At 28.6% G+C, this 18,034-nt stretch carries 16 protein-coding genes; all 16 read right to left on the reverse strand.

Features of this window, described 5'->3' with window-relative positions; genetic code table 11:
* Positions 1-16 precede the first annotated feature (16 nt).
* Positions 17-3,550 (reverse strand): S8 family serine peptidase, encoded by a 3,534-nt coding sequence (locus tag KQI68_RS05930; protein WP_216549213.1) that lies wholly within the window; start codon positions 3,548-3,550, stop codon positions 17-19.
* Between the two features lie 260 nt (positions 3,551-3,810).
* Positions 3,811-5,070 carry an amidohydrolase family protein gene (locus tag KQI68_RS05935; RefSeq protein ID WP_216549214.1) on the reverse strand — a complete coding sequence of 420 codons (1,260 nt, stop codon included), beginning with the start codon at positions 5,068-5,070 and terminating at the stop codon, positions 3,811-3,813.
* A gap of 25 nt (positions 5,071-5,095) precedes the next feature.
* On the reverse strand, positions 5,096-6,250 hold the full coding sequence (locus KQI68_RS05940) for an MFS transporter (protein WP_246541264.1): 1,155 nt from the start codon (positions 6,248-6,250) through the stop codon (positions 5,096-5,098).
* 471 nt (positions 6,251-6,721) lie between these two features.
* Positions 6,722-7,513: a YwaF family protein gene (locus tag KQI68_RS05945; RefSeq protein ID WP_216549215.1), complete on the reverse strand. Its 792-nt coding sequence runs from the start codon at positions 7,511-7,513 to the stop codon at positions 6,722-6,724.
* 511 nt (positions 7,514-8,024) lie between these two features.
* Entirely contained in the window at positions 8,025-9,386 is a 1,362-nt protein-coding gene (rlmD, locus tag KQI68_RS05950; RefSeq protein WP_216549216.1) for a 23S rRNA (uracil(1939)-C(5))-methyltransferase RlmD, read from the reverse strand.
* Complete coding sequence (locus tag KQI68_RS05955; protein ID WP_216549217.1) at positions 9,373-10,200, reverse strand: CvfB family protein; 828 nt, start codon at positions 10,198-10,200, stop codon at positions 9,373-9,375. Before KQI68_RS05955 ends, rlmD begins: the two co-directional genes overlap by 14 nt.
* Entirely contained in the window at positions 10,191-10,766 is a 576-nt protein-coding gene (locus KQI68_RS05960; RefSeq protein WP_216549218.1) for a hypothetical protein, read from the reverse strand. The genes KQI68_RS05955 and KQI68_RS05960 overlap by 10 nt, the downstream gene beginning before the upstream one ends.
* Before the next feature lie 60 nt (positions 10,767-10,826).
* Positions 10,827-11,795: an aromatic acid exporter family protein gene (locus KQI68_RS05965; RefSeq protein ID WP_246541265.1), complete on the reverse strand. Its 969-nt coding sequence runs from the start codon at positions 11,793-11,795 to the stop codon at positions 10,827-10,829.
* A gap of 3 nt (positions 11,796-11,798) precedes the next feature.
* Positions 11,799-13,193 carry a VanW family protein gene (locus KQI68_RS05970; protein WP_216549219.1) on the reverse strand — a complete coding sequence of 465 codons (1,395 nt, stop codon included), beginning with the start codon at positions 13,191-13,193 and terminating at the stop codon, positions 11,799-11,801.
* A 1-nt stretch (position 13,194) separates the two neighbouring features.
* Positions 13,195-13,836, reverse strand: coding sequence for an endonuclease III (gene nth, locus KQI68_RS05975; RefSeq protein ID WP_216549220.1), 642 nt, complete (start codon positions 13,834-13,836; stop codon positions 13,195-13,197).
* 15 nt (positions 13,837-13,851) lie between these two features.
* Complete coding sequence (locus tag KQI68_RS05980; protein ID WP_216549221.1) at positions 13,852-14,133, reverse strand: DUF503 domain-containing protein; 282 nt, start codon at positions 14,131-14,133, stop codon at positions 13,852-13,854.
* A gap of 100 nt (positions 14,134-14,233) precedes the next feature.
* Positions 14,234-14,740: an acyl-CoA thioesterase gene (locus KQI68_RS05985; RefSeq protein ID WP_216549222.1), complete on the reverse strand. Its 507-nt coding sequence runs from the start codon at positions 14,738-14,740 to the stop codon at positions 14,234-14,236.
* A complete protein-coding gene (locus KQI68_RS05990; protein ID WP_216549223.1) occupies positions 14,721-15,641 on the reverse strand; it encodes a pseudouridine-5'-phosphate glycosidase in 921 nt (306 codons plus the stop codon). The genes KQI68_RS05985 and KQI68_RS05990 overlap by 20 nt, the downstream gene beginning before the upstream one ends.
* A gap of 1 nt (position 15,642) precedes the next feature.
* Positions 15,643-16,704 (reverse strand): carbohydrate kinase, encoded by a 1,062-nt coding sequence (locus KQI68_RS05995; RefSeq protein WP_216549224.1) that lies wholly within the window; start codon positions 16,702-16,704, stop codon positions 15,643-15,645.
* 107 nt (positions 16,705-16,811) lie between these two features.
* Positions 16,812-17,414, reverse strand: a complete 603-nt coding sequence (locus KQI68_RS06000) for a thymidine kinase (RefSeq protein WP_216549225.1) — start codon at positions 17,412-17,414, stop codon at positions 16,812-16,814.
* A 7-nt stretch (positions 17,415-17,421) separates the two neighbouring features.
* On the reverse strand, positions 17,422-18,027 hold the full coding sequence (locus KQI68_RS06005; RefSeq protein ID WP_216549226.1) for a peptidylprolyl isomerase: 606 nt from the start codon (positions 18,025-18,027) through the stop codon (positions 17,422-17,424).
* Between the last annotated feature and the right edge of the window lie 7 nt (positions 18,028-18,034).

An 18,034-nucleotide genomic window follows, 5' to 3' on the forward strand; every position in this document is an offset into this window, starting at 1 on the left:
TGCTGACAATTATATTTTATTTGTAAAGATTTACAATAACATTTTTAGTTTTTTCATTAATTGTAACTTTACCATATACATTTTTAAAACCTTCAATATTATCATAAAGGCTTAAATTATATTCTCCATAATTAATTTCATTTTCTCCATCATAATAAACATCATCATTAAGTTTAAATCTTATTCCTTCAATAGGTCTGTTATTGTATTTGAAAATAAAATTAACTAAAGCTTTCTTTTCTTTTTCTTTAAATTGTAAATCAAGAACATAATCTAAATTATTTCTATCAACGACAAATTCATAACTATCATTACCTAATAATTCATAATTTTCATCATAGCCTAAGATATACAATTTATAATTACCAAGTTTTAAGTTATTTAATTCTTTCACTTCATTGTTATTTTCATCTAATAATTTAATATTAAGTGAAGGTAAAACTTCTTTAATAGCGTTAATTTTTAATGATCCTCTTAAAGTATTGCGATTATCTACGTATTTGTAATCAGTAATTTTGTTTAAGCTTTCATTATATCCACCATCAATTAGTCTAATTCTTAGATGTGGTAAATCTTCTTTATCACAATAAATAGTGTATCTTCCATTTTCTGGTTTTAAGTTTTGATAATCTCTTCCTAGCTCAACTCTCGCACTTCTAATAAAGCTTAAATCATTTGCAGAAAAGCTAATAGTTAAAGTATTTTCATTTTCTGTAACTACAACATCTTTTAATGTTGGAGCTTTTCTATCAATATTAAATTTAATAGTACTTGAATTTGTTTCACCGCTGTAATTATAGTTATCAGCCATAGTTTCTAAAATCAATTCATACTTACCATCTTTTAAATCGTTAAGATTGTAAATAGGGTTTTTGATAAAAGTATATCCATCGAAACCATATCTTCCACCTGCATTATCTGGGTCAGCTGAGAAATTAGACATTAATCTTCTTCTACTGTATACATAAGTATTATTTTGATCATCTTTTAGTTTTACAGAAAGTAGACCATTTCTAGTAGCCACAAGACTTAAATTAAGCTTATCGTTGTTTCCATCATTATTAGGACTTATAACAATATTTTCAAAATTTGGTTTAACTTCATTTCTAGTATTTTTTGAATTATTAACATCAATAAAATTACTCATACCAGCAATTACATTAATATTACTATAACCGTATTGAGTATTAATATTTTTATTAGTTATTAGTGATGTTACAAAATAATACCATGGACTAGACACACTATTTATTCTGTAATACATTGGATTTTCATTAGCAAAGTCAAAATCATAAATAGGTTTTTCTATTCCAGGAATTTTTTCAAATGAACCCTTAAACCCAACAAATGCAAAGTTTGCACTCTTATTATTTTGATCCTTGAAATTTAAAAATCCTTCAACGAATAATCCATTAGAAAAATCTTTAATTTTATCAAGATTTTCAATTGGAATAGAGAAAGAAACTTTTCTTTCCTCTTTTGGTCTCAAAACAAGTGGACTATCATCGAAGTTTCTAGAAAATAATTCATCTGGTCTAAGTAATAATTTTTTACCATCTCTTTTTTCAACAGTTGTCGCAATTGATGGAATTAAAACTTTTCTTTCATTAGAATAATTTTTGATAATTAAATTAAATTCTAATTCATTATTAATATTTCCTAAAAATCTTGATGGAATTTCACTCTTTGCATCTACGACTGTAAAGTCAAGGTCTACTGCATTTTTAAGATTTAAAACTCCAGCTCCTTGTCTTCTTGGAGAAGTCAAATAATGAGTAAATGGATCTGTGTGAGGAACAGCAGAATTCATAATTAACTGTTTTACAAGTTTAGCTTTATTAGGAATATTAGAGTAAATTGGATTATCATCTAGAGCTTCTCTTAATACTCCTATTGCTCCTGTTACATGAGGTGTTGCCATAGAAGTTCCTGACATATTGGCAAAAGAACCATCAACAGTTGTTGTAGACATTATATTTCCACCAGGTGCAGTTATATCTGGTTTCATATATCCACCTGAAGTAAGTCCCCAATTTGAGAAGTCAGAAATTTCTCCAAATAATGGATTTTCAACTCTTTCATTTCTAGTGTTTAAATAAACTCTTTTATTTTCTATAGATTTTAATATTTCTCCAGGTTTATTTGCTATTGTGTAGACAGGAATATTTGCATTTCTTCCATCAACCCATAAAGATCCCTTAATATTATTAAAAATTATAATCGCTTTTGCTCCTGCATTTTCAGCAATTGCAATTTTTTCATTGAAAGAATTTGTTCCTCTCTTAACTAAAGCAATTTTTCCATATAAATTTTTTCCAGAAAAATCTTCAGCTTTTCCTTCGCCGCAGTCAACTACATCATAGTATCCTCTTCTCAAAAGAAAATTTGAGTTTTCATAGCTGTATTTAACACCAGCAATTTCTATAGCTCTACCAAAAATCTTTTCATTTTCAAGTGAAGCTACAGTAATAGAATTTTCGACTATACCAGGATCACCAATTCCACCGTAATCAGGATTGTCAGAGGATAAATCTCCTTTGTAATCTCCTTCATTACCAGCTGCAATTACAAAGTTTGTGTTAGAATTATAACCTCTGTTAACAGCTTCAACAATTGCTGGGTCAAGATTTTGCATTTGACCCTTAGTTGATCCTAAACTCATGTTAACAGCATCTGCTTTTAATACCAAAGCATCTGACATAGCTTTAATATAAACAAATGAATTAGTTGAACCTCTTCTCATTACATTCATCATTAACAATTGAGATTCAGGGGCTACTCCTCTAAATGTTTCTCCTCTAAAATTAAATCTATTACCTGCAACTGTTCCACATACATGTTGTCCATGAGCAACTCTTTCGCCTTCTGGATTTAAATCTGTAGTTCCTGTTCTGTAATTAAATGCAAAAGGTACTTTGTCAGATTTATAAATATTTCTAATATAATCTCTTCCGTAAGTTAATCCAGAATTAACTATATTATAAATATCATTACTATCATATCTTTTATAATTTGAATCAAGTCTAAAGCATGAATTATCAGGCTCCATATTACCGTCAATTACAGCAAGAACTCTACCTTCTCCATCATATTTTCTTTGAAGTTCTTCATCATTGCCAATTAATAAATTAGAAGACATCATGAGTTGTTTTTGATCTCTAGAATAATATCCAGCTCTCTCAACAGGTTTATCTTCAATCAATGTTCTGTTTTCATAAACATTTTCAACATTTGCAAAAGATTTTATTTTTTCAATGTCATTATCGTTGCCTTCTACTAGTAAAGATGGTAGTAATAATGAAATTCTACCCTTTACCTTAATATTAGGAAAATTCTCTTCTAATTTTTGTTGAAAACTTGTTAAGGATTTATCTGAAATCTCCTTAGCTGCTTTATAATTTTGTTTTTCAAAATTATCTTTGTAACCTTTGTTTATATTTTCTACATTAACATTTACAATGTATGATTTTGTAAACTCACTAGCAAATACAAAATCAATATTAAAAAATAAAACAAAAGTCAAAATAAGAATTAATAGTCTTTTTTTCATTTATTCTCCTTGTATTAAATTGTCAGCAAAAATTATTATATTATCGAAAAAATTATTGTGTCAATAACCAAACCTTGATGTCTACTTAATTTATCTATTTTATAATTCGTAAAAATAGAGCTTCTTGATATTTCTTATTAAAAATTTTACTATGTGTTTAAGTTATTTTTTTCTAAAAAGTTCAAAAAGTTTATAAAAATTTAACTATTATCAAAAAAAATCCCCTAATCTTATTAGATTAAGGGACAAACATAAAATTATTAGTCTATTTTAAGTTCTATTTCAAATTCTCTTTTGGCTTTCTTGAATAAAAATTCTCCATTTCTCACTGAAGATAGACACTCAACTCTATTTCTAATCGCTTCGAATTCATTAGGTGCATCAAGAACAATAAAGTTAGCAGGCTTACCAGCTTCTAAACCATATTCATCTTGTAGATACATTGCCTTAGCTCCATTGTAAGTTACAAGGTCAAAGTCTCTCTTGAAGTCTTCTTCTCTCATAAGTTGAGCCATGTGAATACCATTGTCTAAAATATTCATTAGGTTTCCATTTCCAGCTGGATACCAAAGGTCAACAATTGAATCTTGAGCAAAACATACATTTACATCATTGTCAACAAATTCAAGAACTCTTGTAAGTCCACGACGTTTTGGATAAGTGTCTTGACGTCCTTGTAAAAATGCATTTTCTGTTGGAAGTGAAACAAAATTAATTTTTGATTTTCTAAATAGACCCATCATTCTAAATGCATAAGAGTCATCAGCTGATCCAAAGGAACAAGTATGACTTGCTGTAGTCTTTTCGCCTATTCCCTTTTCCATAGCTTCAGCATTTAAAACTTCGATAAATCTTGCCATAATATCATCAGTTTCATCACAGTGAACGTCTATTAATTTGTCGTATTTAACTGCTAATTCAACTATATCTTTAATTGATTTTTCTCCAAGTTCACGACTCCATTCGTTGTGAGGAATTCCACCAACAACTTCACAACCTAATTTAAGAGCTTCTTCTACTAAGTCCTTACCAGTCTTTCCTTCCTCTTTATATGAATACATTCCATTTTGAGGGAATGCAACAACTTGAATAGTAACAATATCTTTAAGTTCATCTCTAACTTCAAGAGCTGCCTTAATTCCAGTTAAATTGGGATCAGTACAGTCAGTTTGAGCTCTGATGTATTGTGTTCCATAGCTTACACAATCTAAAGCAGCTTTTCTGATTCTATCCTTCATCTCTTCTTTAGTTGATCCCTTTTTAAAATCATTCCAGATATCAATTGCTTCAAAAAGTGTGCCGGATTCATTTTTAGCTTCATCTGTTTGACCTACAAAGTAGTAATCTAGGTGAAGATGTGAGTCAACATATGGTGGAATTACAAGGTTTCCATCAAGATCAATTTCTTCATCTGCTCCTTGTAAATTATTTCCAAATTCTACAAATTTTCCATCCTCAACTAAAATTTCTGAAGCATCATCGTGACCATAAATTTTTGCATTAATAAATTTCTTTTTCATTTTAATTCCTCCTAAAATTATATATTTAAGCTAGTGTTTTCTTTGACAAAAATGCTACAACAATTCCACCTGCAAGTAGTATTGCCATTATTATAAGCATAGCATTCATTGAACCTGTAGATAGAAGTGCTCCTCCAAGAGAACTTGCTACCATTATTGAAAAGTTAAATGATGCCGATTGAAGTGATGTTGCAACAGCTGAAGCATTTTCTGGAACTTGTCTTGCAACTGCAGTTTGGAAAAGTGTAACTAAAGCTCCAAATCCAATTCCCCATATTACAAATGCAATATGACAAAATATTGTAACTCCTGATAATAACCAAAATATTATAAATGCGATACAAGAACTTCCAAGCATTAAAAGAGTTAAATTCTTAATATGTCTGTCAATAATTTTACCAGCAATTACAACAGATAAAATTGAACCAATTCCAAATAAAACTTGAGCAAGTCCAATTCCTCCACTGTATTTAATTGATTCAACTAAATAAGTTATATAAGTGTATACTCCATAGTTTGCTACTACAGCTATAAAAGTCAATAAAATTATAATTAGTACTCCCTTATTCTTAATAAGAGTTAGCGGAGAATTAGAAGATTGTCTCTTTTCTCCAGGAACATTAGGTAATTTTAAAAAACTTAAAACTGTAATAACAAGAATAACAGCTGATATAAAGAAAAATTCTTGTCTCCATCCAATATTAGTTCCTATTGCTGTTACAATTGGAAGTCCAATACTCATTCCAAAAGTAGTACCACTCATAATTACAGCAACAGCAAAACCCTTGTGTTCATCATCTGCAAGCTTCATACCATAAGCAGCAACCATTGGCCATAAAACACCGGCACAAATTCCTCCAAGCACTCTTCCAACAATAGCCATATTATAACTTGTTGAAATTCCTACCAAGGCATTACTAATTGCAAATCCTATCAATAATATAAGTAATAATTTCTTTCTGCTCATTTCTACAGTGGCAGAGATAAGTGGAATTGCAAAAATTGCACTGGCTATGGCATAAAATCCAACTAATGTACCACCTTGAGCTTCTGTGATATTTAATCCTTCCATAAGTTCAGGCAAAATTCCAGATGGAACAAGCTCAGATAAAATCGCCATAAAAGTCACGCTGGCCATTAAAATAAAATCTGGCCAATCAAATCTTTTTCTTTGCTCCAAAAATAAAACCTTCCTTCATTAAAAATTATGATTGTACATATATTATACTATTTAAAATATTAAATACAATATATGAATAATACTCTATTTAAGGCTTTTAAATAAAGATAACGTCAATTATCTTCCTTTAAGTAAAACCTTAGTATTATGGGACAGAAATAATATGATTATTAAATGAAAAATTAAACAAAAAGAATAAAATTTTGATGGAAAAACTATGAGATTTATTGAAATGAATTAGTTATAGTCTATGTATATTTTTAATTATTATTAATTCTAACTTATAATAAATATGAATTAAATATAAAAATATAGAACTTTTTAATTTAAATTTTAAAATAGATAACTTAATTATTAAATATAGAAAAAATGACTCATAGTTTTCTTATAGATTTCCTATCAAAATAAATAAAACTATGAATCATTTTAAAATTTTATATTTTATTAAGTAACTTTTGAAAATTTCAAATTCTAAAACTTTAAATTATTATAATTAGCTTTTCTTAAAAAACTTTCTAAACTAACCTTATTATTTGCCTTTAATTTCAGTCCATTTACTCCAATAATATGAACGATAAGAGCAAAAAGATTATAAACTAAATAGGCTATAAGAACATAAATAGGTTTTGGAATCTCCATTAACATATCTTTAAATATTGGACTAGTACTTAAGTATGCGTAATTTCCACCAAATAATAAATTCACTATTAAGGATATAGTTAGAAAAATATTTGTAAAAACTAAATTCAAATTTAAAGTATTTTTTGAAAATTTGAAGTTTTTAACAAATAGTAAATAGGACGCTGACCAAAAAACTAAAAAATGAGTTAAAAAATAATTTAAAACACTGATGTGGGGCCAAATATAATATTCAAGATCTGGAACAATCATTGGGATAATTCCCCCAACAAATCCCCAATAAACTGTAACAGCTTTTGGCATTTTCCAAGAAGTAGCAAGAGCAAAAAAGCCAGTATAAAGAGCTATCCTGCAAGTATATAAAGGTAAACCCAATGCTAATCCATTTTCCCTTAAAACGAAATTAAAATAAAGAAAAGTCCCTTGTTGAAATATAATTAAACTCATTAAAAGATAACGAATAAATTTATCAAGAGATTCATTTTTGCGAATTAAATCTTTTTTTAAAAAGAATAACAAACTCACTCCAAGCATTAGGAGTAAAAGAATTAAATGCTCTAAACTATAAGCTTCAAAACGAACCGAATCTTTATTTACGCGGAAAAAATACCTAATTATATCCATAAAAAACCACCTTAAAATAAGAATTGTTACATTTAAAGTTTATAAAAATGTAATAATTTTGTCTATCTTTGGGTTGTTAACTTTATGTAAATAAAAAGTAAAATTAATTTTATTATATAAATCTAAAACTCAATATCTCTAATATAAATTAGATTTTAAATAAAAATTATTTTCTGCATATTTCAAGAATATTATTTATGTATCAAAAAAAGCACCTAGTTTTCTAGATGCTTATCTTCTTCTATTTATTTAATAATATTATCTAATAAATGCTTAAATCCTCATAAAGTTTTATATCTATTATTTCTTCAATTTTTTTGCCTTCAATTTTTGTATTATTTAACAAATCTTCATAAGAAGCGTATACAGAATCCCTTTTATTATTAATATCAGTAAAAATGTATCCTTCTTTAGAATAAGTAACAGAGTAAATATTATTATGGTAGGTAAAATCAAATTCTCTATTTACTAAAATATCTTTTTTAAAATTTTCTAAATTGTAATATAGTATTTAATTATTTGTAAAAACTTCTGAAAAGTTAATATCCGATATATAATCTTCTTCAATTTCGACAGTTTTATGATTATCTAGTTGAATCTTTGATAACACAGCTATGGTCTCCACATGCACCGTATTAGGAAATAAATTCACTGCCGCTATTTTTTCAATTTTGTACTTTTCTTTTAAAATTTTTAAATCCCTTGCTTGTGTTGATGGGTTACAAGATATATATACAATTCTTTCTACTGGATTTTCTACTAAGAAGTTTGCTAAGCTTTCATCAAGTCCTTTTCTAGGTGGATCTAATATTATTTTATCTGGATAGATTTTTTCTTCATCCTTAAGTTTTTCTATTATATCTTCTGAAGCTCCTGCTATAAATCTTGCTTCTAAATTATTGTTTTCTGCATTTTTTCTAGCATCTTCCACAGCTTTTTCGACAATTTCTATTCCGATTAATTCTGCATCGTATCTTGCAACTGAAAGTGTTATTGAGCCTACTCCGCAGTATAAATCATATATTTTTTCTTCCTCTTTTGGTTCAATGTATTCTATGGCTTTTTCATACAATTTTTCAGTAGTAAGTCTATTAACTTGAAAAAAAGATTCTGGAGAAATTTCATATTTTATATCAAGTAGTTTTTCTTCAAGAGTTTGATCTCCATAAATTAATTCAAATTCTCTTGAATAGTGATATTTATCACCGCTATTGTAATTCATATAAATTGATTTTACATTTGAATTAATTAGTTCATAAATAATGGATTTAATATCAACCTTTTCGCTTTTAGTTACAAGAATTAAAAGTACTTCATCTTTATAATTTGTTCTTATTCCGATTCTTTTTAATTTATTAATGTGTTTGAAATTCCAAAGTATTTCTAAAACTTTATTTGCATTTTTACTTTGCATAAGACATTTTTTAATGGGTGTTATATCTCTCGAATTTTTCTCATAAAGTCCAATCTTTCCATCTTTTACTTGAAATTGCATATTATTTCTATACTCAAAAAGTTTTTCTGATTGAATTATTTCAGATACTTCTATATCAATGCCAGATATCTTTTTTAAGTTATTATTTATATCTCTGACTTTCCATTTTAATTCTTCTTCTGAATCTAATTCTAAAAAGTCACATCCTCCACAAGTTTTGGAATATATGCATGGTGATTTCACCCTTTTTGAAGATTTTTTTATAATTTTTATTATTTTTCCATTGCAGAAATTCTTTTTCTTTTTTGTAATTTGAAACTCTACTTTATCTCCAATTATTCCACCATCTAAAAAAACTGGAACTCCATCGAGCTTAACAATACCCTTACCTTTGAAGTCAAAGTCTACAATTTCTCCAATAAAATTATTTTCTGCCATTTTTTAACTCAATCTTAGTGCTATATAAATTAATTAATTTTTTCTTATAAAGATGTCCGATTGCTCTCTTATACGCTTTTTTGCTAAGACCTGTAATATCTTTAATTAGCTCTGGATCACTTTTGTCTCCAAGTTCTAACACTCCATTATTTTCTTCTAGAAGTTCTAGAATTTCATCGGCATCTGCGTCAATTTGTTTATAGGCTTTTTCTCTTAATGTTAGGGTTACAAATCCTGTTTGAAGTATTCTTTGTACTCTTGCTTCTACTTCATCTCCAATTCTATAAACTCCTTTAAGCTCTTCTTTGGGAATCATTCCGTCATATTCATTTTCAATTGCAACAAAGGCCCCAGGTCTTCCTATGCTATAAATTACTCCCTTGACTATATCATTAACTTTAAAATTTTCATTAGTTTTTAATTTATCTTTGATATTCATTGTAAAGGCAAGTCTATCGCTTTTGTCATGATATAGATAAAGTAGGTATTCCCTTCCGACTTCTAGCCTTCCATAAGCTTCTTTATAAGGTAAGAATACATCCTTATCAGTTCCATTATCTACAAAATATCCAACTCTTGCTTTATCTACAACTTTTAATTTTTTTAAATCTCCAACTTCTGCGTATGGAGTTTTTAATGTTGCCTCAAAATCTTCGTGCCCATTGTAGACAAATGCATCTACTATATCTCCTACTTTTAAATCTTTTCCCTCGTCTTTATTTAATAAAACTTTGTTATTTTCTTCATCTGCAAGATATATTTTGTTTTTATCCTTTGATGCTACTTTTAATTTTTGAATTTTTCCTAATTCCATGCTTTCTCCTCTATAATCTTCTTTGATATCTCCGTACCTTTTTCATGCAAATCGTCTAAGATTGCATAGTCTATCTCTTTTACAAAATCAATTCCATAATAAACAAATGCTGGATGATTTAATAAATTCATAAATATTTCTTTGGCTCTTCTCACTTCTCCTAAATTGAAATATTTTGTAAGAAGCATCCCAAATTTTACACATTCTTCAACTCTACTATCTCTCATTAAAAGTATTGAAAGTCCAACTAATTTAGACTCGTCAAATTCTATTTTCGAAAGCAAGTATTTCAAAAAATTTCTCTCAGCTTCAAGGGCTTTATTCTCTCTAAAGAAATTTTCAAATTCTTCTATTGCTTCTCTATCTTTAAAATAATAATCATCAACTGCTTTATTTATTTCTTTTGTAGAAATATGATTTATTTCGTTTTTCTCTATAATTTCTAATTCGTAACTTCCGTCTGACAAATTTAATTCTTTTACTTCTTTTGATTCTAAATTAAAATTATTAGATATTAAAATTTGATAAATAGATTTTTTCTTTTTAAATTTTTTAAAAAATTTCATAACTACATTTTATCATATGTTCTTTATTTAATCTCAAAAAAATAGACTCCACAAGGAGTCTTAAATTGGTTTATTCACTATATAGTTATTTACATCAATAAATTGATCTATTGTTCTAAAAACTTGAAATACAGTCGCCCTTATTACAAAATCTTTATGATTTTTAGGAAGCTCCATCATTTCAACATGTTCTTTAAAATAAATTAGTCTAGCCTTTACATCAACTATTGCATCTTTTTCAGTTAGGTTATTTGCAGTATCAATTAAAATCTTAGATAAATAATGACCTTCATCATACTCTGACGGTATGCTCTTAAGATCATTGTAAATATCCTTTAGATAATTTAGCTCTCTTTCTCTTAGGTGCAAATCATAAAGCATTACATTACTATTTTCAATCATATTTTCACTCTCTATAACTGCCATTTCAATTGCCTTGTCTAAGTCCTTATCAAGCTTTTCAATTCTGTCACGATACAATGAAACATCTATATTTGCAACAAGTGATTCACCAAATAAATTTAGTAGAAATTTAATTTGATTGTCAATTGAACTTACTAATTTATGCAATTTCTTTTGCTTATTTGGAGCATAAAAATTTGTAATCATTGCAAAGCCAGTACCTATAAATACTAATGCCATTTCATTTAAAATAATAAATTTATTAACATCTCCAAAAGACATTAAATGAGTAACTATGACACTTGATGGGCCAAGTCCTAATTGAATATTTAATATAAAAGAAACTGGCACAAAAATTAATAAATAAAGTCCAAATACCCAAGTCTTGTAGCCAAAAAGTTCAAAGCAGATTCCGCCAATTGCTAAAGCTAAAATTGCAGATAATGTTCTTCTAAGGCCTCCATCTGTTGTTGCCTTTCTAGTATCAAATACATTTAATATGGCAATAATTCCCGCTGCAGCAGAAAAATCTAATGAAAGAGTATTTGCAACTACAATTGAAGCAATTGCAGCAAAGGCAGTCTTTAAAGTCCTTATTAGAATCGTCTCATTCATCAATTTCTTCATAAATCAATCCTCATCATTATCCTTATCTGAACTACTATCAGAAGTTTTTGTTCCTACTACAACTATTTTATCCTTAGGAATATAATATGATTTTGAAATTTGAGTTGTATTTTGTACTTCTCCATTTTTTATAATTTCTTTAAATGTGACATAAGAATATCCTCTGCTGCCACTTTGCTCAACTTTAGAATCTCCTTCATACATTTTGTCAGAGTATTTTGTCTTAACTTGTGGGCTAATAACTCCCTTTCTTTCAGGAATTATTTTAACTTCATAATCTCTATCTTGAGAATTTCCTAAAACTTTAAAGTTTAGTTTCTTTCCATCTGCAGAGGCTACTATTAAAATAGGATGATTAGTATTGTTTTTAAATTTTAAGTCCTTATATCCTTTTACAACTGCTGCATCTGTACCAAGTTCCACATAACTTATAGGTCTTGAATGATTATGTCTTTCTACAATTTCTAAATCTGAAAGTATTAATGAATTATATAAAGTTGTGGAAACTTGACAAACTCCTCCACCTACTCCAGATTCGTATTCGCCTGAAACTATTACAGTTGCTGTTTTAAATCCTTCTTCTACTGTAATATCTCCTATTTGATCATTAAAAGAAATTTCTTGATTTGGTTCAAGTTTTAAGTTGTCAAATTTAGATGCAGAAAGTTTTACATTTTCCTTTCTATTATTAGTTGAAGTTGAGTAATCAGTTTCAAATTCTCCCAATACTTTATCAATTCCTTGATAATAATCTGAATAAATTGCTGGCTCAGTTTTATAAACAGGAAGCTCAATTTTATCTGCTTTTAAAATATCTATATTTAATAATTTCTTTGTCTCATTTAGATCTAAATATCTTCCAATACTTTCTTTAGAAATTGTGACAGTTTTATCTTCATTAATTACTGGATTCGCATCCTTAGGCTTAATGAAAATTTTATTTCCTAAATCTTCAACAACTTCATTAGTTGCTCTATTGTCAATCTTTGTTGCTGCTATTATATTTTCTTTGGCAATTAAGCTTTTTAAAATTTGGTAATAATCTTTAAATATATTATTGCTTCTGCCGTAATTATATGCTTCATCTATAGCTTTATCTAAATCAAGTGAATATCCAAATTCTTTAAGAGGAATTTTGAATTCTTCCTCGCCTGTTACAAAATTTACTTTATAATCCGAAATTAATTTATCAGTTTCTGATTTTACTTTTTTAAGAGCTTCATCTTTATTCAAGTTTGAAACTTCAATTCCTTCAATCTTAACTCCTCTGTGAATATCTTTATTTGAATATTCATAAGAAAAATACATCACAGATATAAAAAATAGCATTAGAATAATAGAAATTGCAATTAAAATTTTCTTATCAATATTTAAAATTTTATCTTTTAAACTTTCCATATTATTCCCCCGAATAATAATTACATATATGATTTATACTACATTTTTCGCACTGTGGACTTCTTGCACTACAGCAATATCTTCCGTGAAAAATAAATAAATGATGTGCCTTAGTCCATCTGTCTCTATCAATTTTATTTTGTAAAGCAACTTCAGTTTTCTCAACAGTCTTTTCACTTACAAAACCAATTCTATTGCTCACTCTAAAAACATGAGTGTCAACCGCAATTGCAGGAACTCCAAAGCAAGTTGAAGCTACAACATTTGCAGTTTTCTTTCCGACTCCTGGAAGTGTCATTAATTCATCTATAGTCTTTGGAACCTCTCCATTAAATTCTTCAATTATTACATTGCTTGCCGCTTTTATATTTTTAGCCTTATTTCTATAAAGTCCACATTCTCTAACTAAATTTTCTAGTTTATGAATATCCATATTTGCAAAATCTTCTGGCATATTGTATTCTTTAAACATTTCATTAGTCACTTTATTAACTCTAACATCGGTACATTGAGCTGATAAAATTGTAGCTATTAAAAGTTCAAAGGGATTTCTGTGTTCTAGTTCACATTTTGCATCAGGATAGGTTTCTTCCAAGATGTCTAAGCAGTAATCTGCTTCATCATGGGTTAAAAGTTTACTCAAAATAATTCACCAATCTCACAATATTTCTCTTTTAATTTTTAGAATTTCAATTTCAGTATAGCTTTCAAAAAATTTAATAACTTTCTCAATTGTTTCATCCACAATTTTAGTGTCGTTTGAGATAGTTGAAAATCCTATAATTGATTTTTGCCATATATCATTTTCTCCAACTTCTGCAATTGAAATATTAAATCTATTTTTTGACTTGTTTATAATACTTTTTATGACTGATCTTTTTTCCTTCAAAGAATTACATTCATAAATCAATATTTCACAAGTGCATATTCCTATAACCATACTTTAAATTATAACATAAGTTAATTTATTTCCCGTAAAATTATTAAATTAATTGTATTTTGCCGAAAAAAAGAGACTTGAGTAATCAAGCCTCTAAATTTTATTTTTGAAATAAATTAATTACAGTTGCATTTGATGCTTGTCTTAATTTACTTATCTCTCTTCTTTTTTCGTAGCCTTCCATAACTTTTCTTTCTTCATCATTTTCTGGCTCAATTGCGGGAATTGTGCCTGCGTCAAGTCCTTTAACTTTAAAAGTTAAAAAACAAAATGCACAAAGTTCAACCTCACCTGTCATAGGAGCTTCCTTTTCAAATTTTGTAAAAACCTCAACTGAAGAATTTCCAACTCCAGAAATATAAGTTGTAGCAGTTAAAAAATCTCCTTGATGAATTGGTTTATAAAAAGTTAAGTTATCGCATGAAATTGTAGCAACTCTTGATCTAGTATGTCTTATTGCACAAGTTCCCGAACTGTGATCAGCTATTTCAAAAACTCTTGGTCCATACATTGTGCCACCTGTGTTTAAATCAGTTGGCATAACTCCATAAGTGAAAACTACTTTTGATTCTGAAACTTTCTTTGAATTAGTAAAGGTATTTTGCAACTTCAGCACCTAACCTTGCATTATTTTTTACAAGAGCTATATTTGCTTCAAGAGATTTTCCTTCTGTAACTTCTAATACTTTTGAAAGTAAGAATGGAGTTGTTTCCTTTCCATGGATGTGCTTTTCTTCTGCTTCCACAAGAGCATCTTCAATTGCTTTATTAATTTTTTCTTCGTCCATTGAAGCTTCTTCAGGAATAGGATTTGTAAGAAGAATTCCTCCTTGAAGTCCAAGATTCCATTGAGTAAGTGCAGCTTCAGCAGCTTCTTTTGGTTCTTTTATATTGTAATCAACTTTAAATTCACTTTTTCTAGTAAAGAAAGCTGGCATTACATCAGTTTTGTATCCAAAAACAGGAACTCCCTTAGTTTCAAGATATTCAAGAGTAAGTCCAATATCAAGAATTGATTTACATCCTGCACAAACAATCATTATGTCATTTGATGCAAGTTCATCTAAGTCTCTTGAAATGTCAAATGTAGTTTCAGCATGTCTATGAACACCACCAAGTCCACCTGTTACAAATATTTTAATTCCTGCTAATCTTGAAGCTATAATAGTTGATGCAACAGTTGTAGCTCCGTTAAGTCCTTGAGAAACAATGTAAGCAAAGTCTCTTCTTGATGCTTTGATAATATCTTTTGAAGTTGCCATAAATTCTAATTCTTCATCAGTTAATCCAATTTTAATTTTACCATTAATAATAGCTGTAGTTGCAGGAACTGCTCCACCTTGTCTTATAATTTCTTCACAAGCTTTAGCTGTTTCAATATTTTGTGGATATGGCATTCCATGAGAAATAATTGTTGATTCAAGAGCAACAACTGGTTTACCTTCTTCCATAGCTTTTTTAACTTCATCATTAAATTCTAAGTAATTTTTTAGTATTTCCTTATTCATTTTACATTTCTCCTTTTAAATTATTCTCATTCATGTCCTTTGACGTGCTTCCAATGCTCTTTAGAGCAATTCTTGCTGCTGCATCAGCAGTGCTAAGTCTATCTTCTATATCTAAATCATTGTAAAGTCCATAGGCATAACCTGCCATAAAGGCATCTCCTGCTCCACTTGCATTTACAACTTCTATTGGTCTAGATTTTTTTATAATACATAAATCTTTTTCAAAATAATAAGATCCTTTTTCACCTGCAGTTATTACAAGAGTTTCTAGACCTTTATTAATTAAATCTTTACCAATTTCTTCAATATTTTCACTTTCTATTCCTGAAAGTGCTTTTGCTTCATATATATTTACTTTTAAGAAATAAATTTTATCTAATACATCTTTTAATTTCATAGCTTTTGCAGTTGAAACTGCATCCACCAAAAATTTAGCTGTGACATTTTTAACAGCGTATTCAATAAAAGATTTTTCTAAATTTGTATCCATTATTACAAAATCAGCATTTTCAACAATGCCACGATTCTTTTCAAAATATTCTTCATCAAGTTTTTTTAGAAGTTCCATATCTGAAACTGCGACATACATGTCTTTAGTTTCATCTAGTATTGCTAGATAATGCGGAGTAATTCCTTCTGTAATCATAATCTTAGATGTGTCTACATTTAATGAGTTTAGTTCACTCATTATATTTCTTCCAGCATCATCTTGACCAAGCACTGATAAAAACGTGCAATTTACATCAAGTCTTGCCAAGTTTTCGCAAATATTTCTAGCAACTCCTCCACTTGAATACTCAATTCTACCAGGGTTTGAATCCCTTTCTCTTAAAATATCAGTGGTTGAACCCACTATATCCATATTACATCCACCAATGATTGCGATGTAATTTTCTTCTCTTAAAATATAACCTCTACCTAAGATATACCCAGCACTTACCAAATTATTTATATGAGCTGATACTCCTGATCTAGTTATATTTAAAGCATTTGCAATCTCTTGCTGCGATATTGTTGGATTAGATTTTAAGAGATTTATAATTTCCTTTTCTCTTGGCGTCATTTAATCACCTCTAATCATTTGATTAAATTATAATTAAATGATTAATAATTGTCAATAAAAAAAACTATTTAAAATTAATTAAATAGTCTCTTTGTAAAATTATTAAATTATAAAAACTTTTCTTGATTTTTCTTTAGCTTATCTATTTCAAGTTCTTTTTTGTAGCAAGATCTGCAAAGTGGTTCATATTCTTCCACCGCTCCAAGTTCAACTCTTTTATCTGATTTTATTTTTCTATGAGATACCCATGCATCTGCTCCGCACTTTTTGCAAACTGCATGATGTTTATTGAGATAATCAGCCTTTGGCATAAGTTCTTTTACTATTTCAAAAGGCTCAGCCATGTAGTCCATATCAAGCCCTGCCATAACTACTGTTATTCCCATAGAAAGAATATATTCTAAATTTTTAAGAACTTCTTCTGGGCTATCTGATAAGAATTGTACTTCATCTATTCCTATAACTTCAGGAGATTTACTTTCAACGATTTCTAAGATTTCAGCACTTGAGTCAACTTCTATTGCTTCGATAGAAATTTTATCATGAGTAATTATTTCAGATTTAGAATATCTTCTGTCTACAATTGGCTTAAATGCAAGAACTTTATAATTTGCTATCGAAAATCTCTTTAAATCCTTTTCTAAGGAACTAGTTTTTCCAGAAAACATAGAACCTGTGTGTAAAATCATTCTACCTTTATATTGGTGCATACTTTTTCTATCCTTGATAAACTTCTACTTCAGCTTCTTCAATAACCACATCATTAATTGGTTTATCCATAGGATTTACTCTTGATTTGGCAATATCATCAACTACATCCATTCCTTCAAATACTTGACCAAAAACAGAATGCTTGCCATCAAGCCAAAATGCTCCACCAACTTCTTCATAAGCTTTTACAACTTCTTCTGGATAACCTCTTTTTTCTCCAGCTTCTTTCATTTGTGAAATAATATCATCTGATAATTTATCTCCTTGAACAATGAAAAACTGTGAACCATTAGTATTTGGTCCAGCATTTGCCATAGAAAGAGCTCCCCTAAAGTTTCTAAAGTTTACGTCAAACTCATCTTCAAAAGGCTTTTTCCATTTACTTTCGCCGCCCATTCCAGTGCCGCTTGGATCTCCACCTTGAATCATAAAGTTTTCAATAACTCTGTGAAAAATTATTCCATCATAATATTTATCTTCAATAAGGCTTGTAAAATTTTCCACTGCCTTTGGAGCAGCTTCTTCAAATAATCTAATTTTAATATCGCCTTTATTAGTTTTTAAGATTGCTATTTTTTCGCCATTAGTTGGTTTTTCAAATTGTTTTAACATTTTTTCT

Origin of the sequence: Peptoniphilus ovalis (assembly GCF_018919265.1) — a bacterium.
Taxonomy (GTDB): domain Bacteria; phylum Bacillota; class Clostridia; order Tissierellales; family Peptoniphilaceae; genus Peptoniphilus_A; species Peptoniphilus_A ovalis.

What these genes read in the sequence shown, in the direction of transcription:
- KQI68_RS05930 (WP_216549213.1), bottom strand. Translation starts at nt 3,550, where the DNA reads ATGAAAAAAAGACTATTAATTCTTATTTTGACTTTTGTTTTATTTTTT.
- KQI68_RS05935 (WP_216549214.1), bottom strand. Translation starts at nt 5,070, where the DNA reads ATGAAAAAGAAATTTATTAATGCAAAAATTTATGGTCACGATGATGCT.
- KQI68_RS05945 (WP_216549215.1), bottom strand. Translation starts at nt 7,513, where the DNA reads ATGGATATAATTAGGTATTTTTTCCGCGTAAATAAAGATTCGGTTCGT.
- rlmD (WP_216549216.1), bottom strand. Translation starts at nt 9,386, where the DNA reads ATGGCAGAAAATAATTTTATTGGAGAAATTGTAGACTTTGACTTCAAA.
- KQI68_RS05955 (WP_216549217.1), bottom strand. Translation starts at nt 10,200, where the DNA reads ATGGAATTAGGAAAAATTCAAAAATTAAAAGTAGCATCAAAGGATAAA.
- KQI68_RS05960 (WP_216549218.1), bottom strand. Translation starts at nt 10,766, where the DNA reads ATGAAATTTTTTAAAAAATTTAAAAAGAAAAAATCTATTTATCAAATT.
- KQI68_RS05965 (WP_246541265.1), bottom strand. Translation starts at nt 11,795, where the DNA reads ATGAAGAAATTGATGAATGAGACGATTCTAATAAGGACTTTAAAGACT.
- KQI68_RS05970 (WP_216549219.1), bottom strand. Translation starts at nt 13,193, where the DNA reads ATGGAAAGTTTAAAAGATAAAATTTTAAATATTGATAAGAAAATTTTA.
- KQI68_RS05980 (WP_216549221.1), bottom strand. Translation starts at nt 14,133, where the DNA reads ATGGTTATAGGAATATGCACTTGTGAAATATTGATTTATGAATGTAAT.
- KQI68_RS05990 (WP_216549223.1), bottom strand. Translation starts at nt 15,641, where the DNA reads ATGAATAAGGAAATACTAAAAAATTACTTAGAATTTAATGATGAAGTT.
- KQI68_RS05995 (WP_216549224.1), bottom strand. Translation starts at nt 16,704, where the DNA reads ATGACGCCAAGAGAAAAGGAAATTATAAATCTCTTAAAATCTAATCCA.
- KQI68_RS06000 (WP_216549225.1), bottom strand. Translation starts at nt 17,414, where the DNA reads ATGCACCAATATAAAGGTAGAATGATTTTACACACAGGTTCTATGTTT.
- KQI68_RS06005 (WP_216549226.1), bottom strand. Translation starts at nt 18,027, where the DNA reads ATGTTAAAACAATTTGAAAAACCAACTAATGGCGAAAAAATAGCAATC.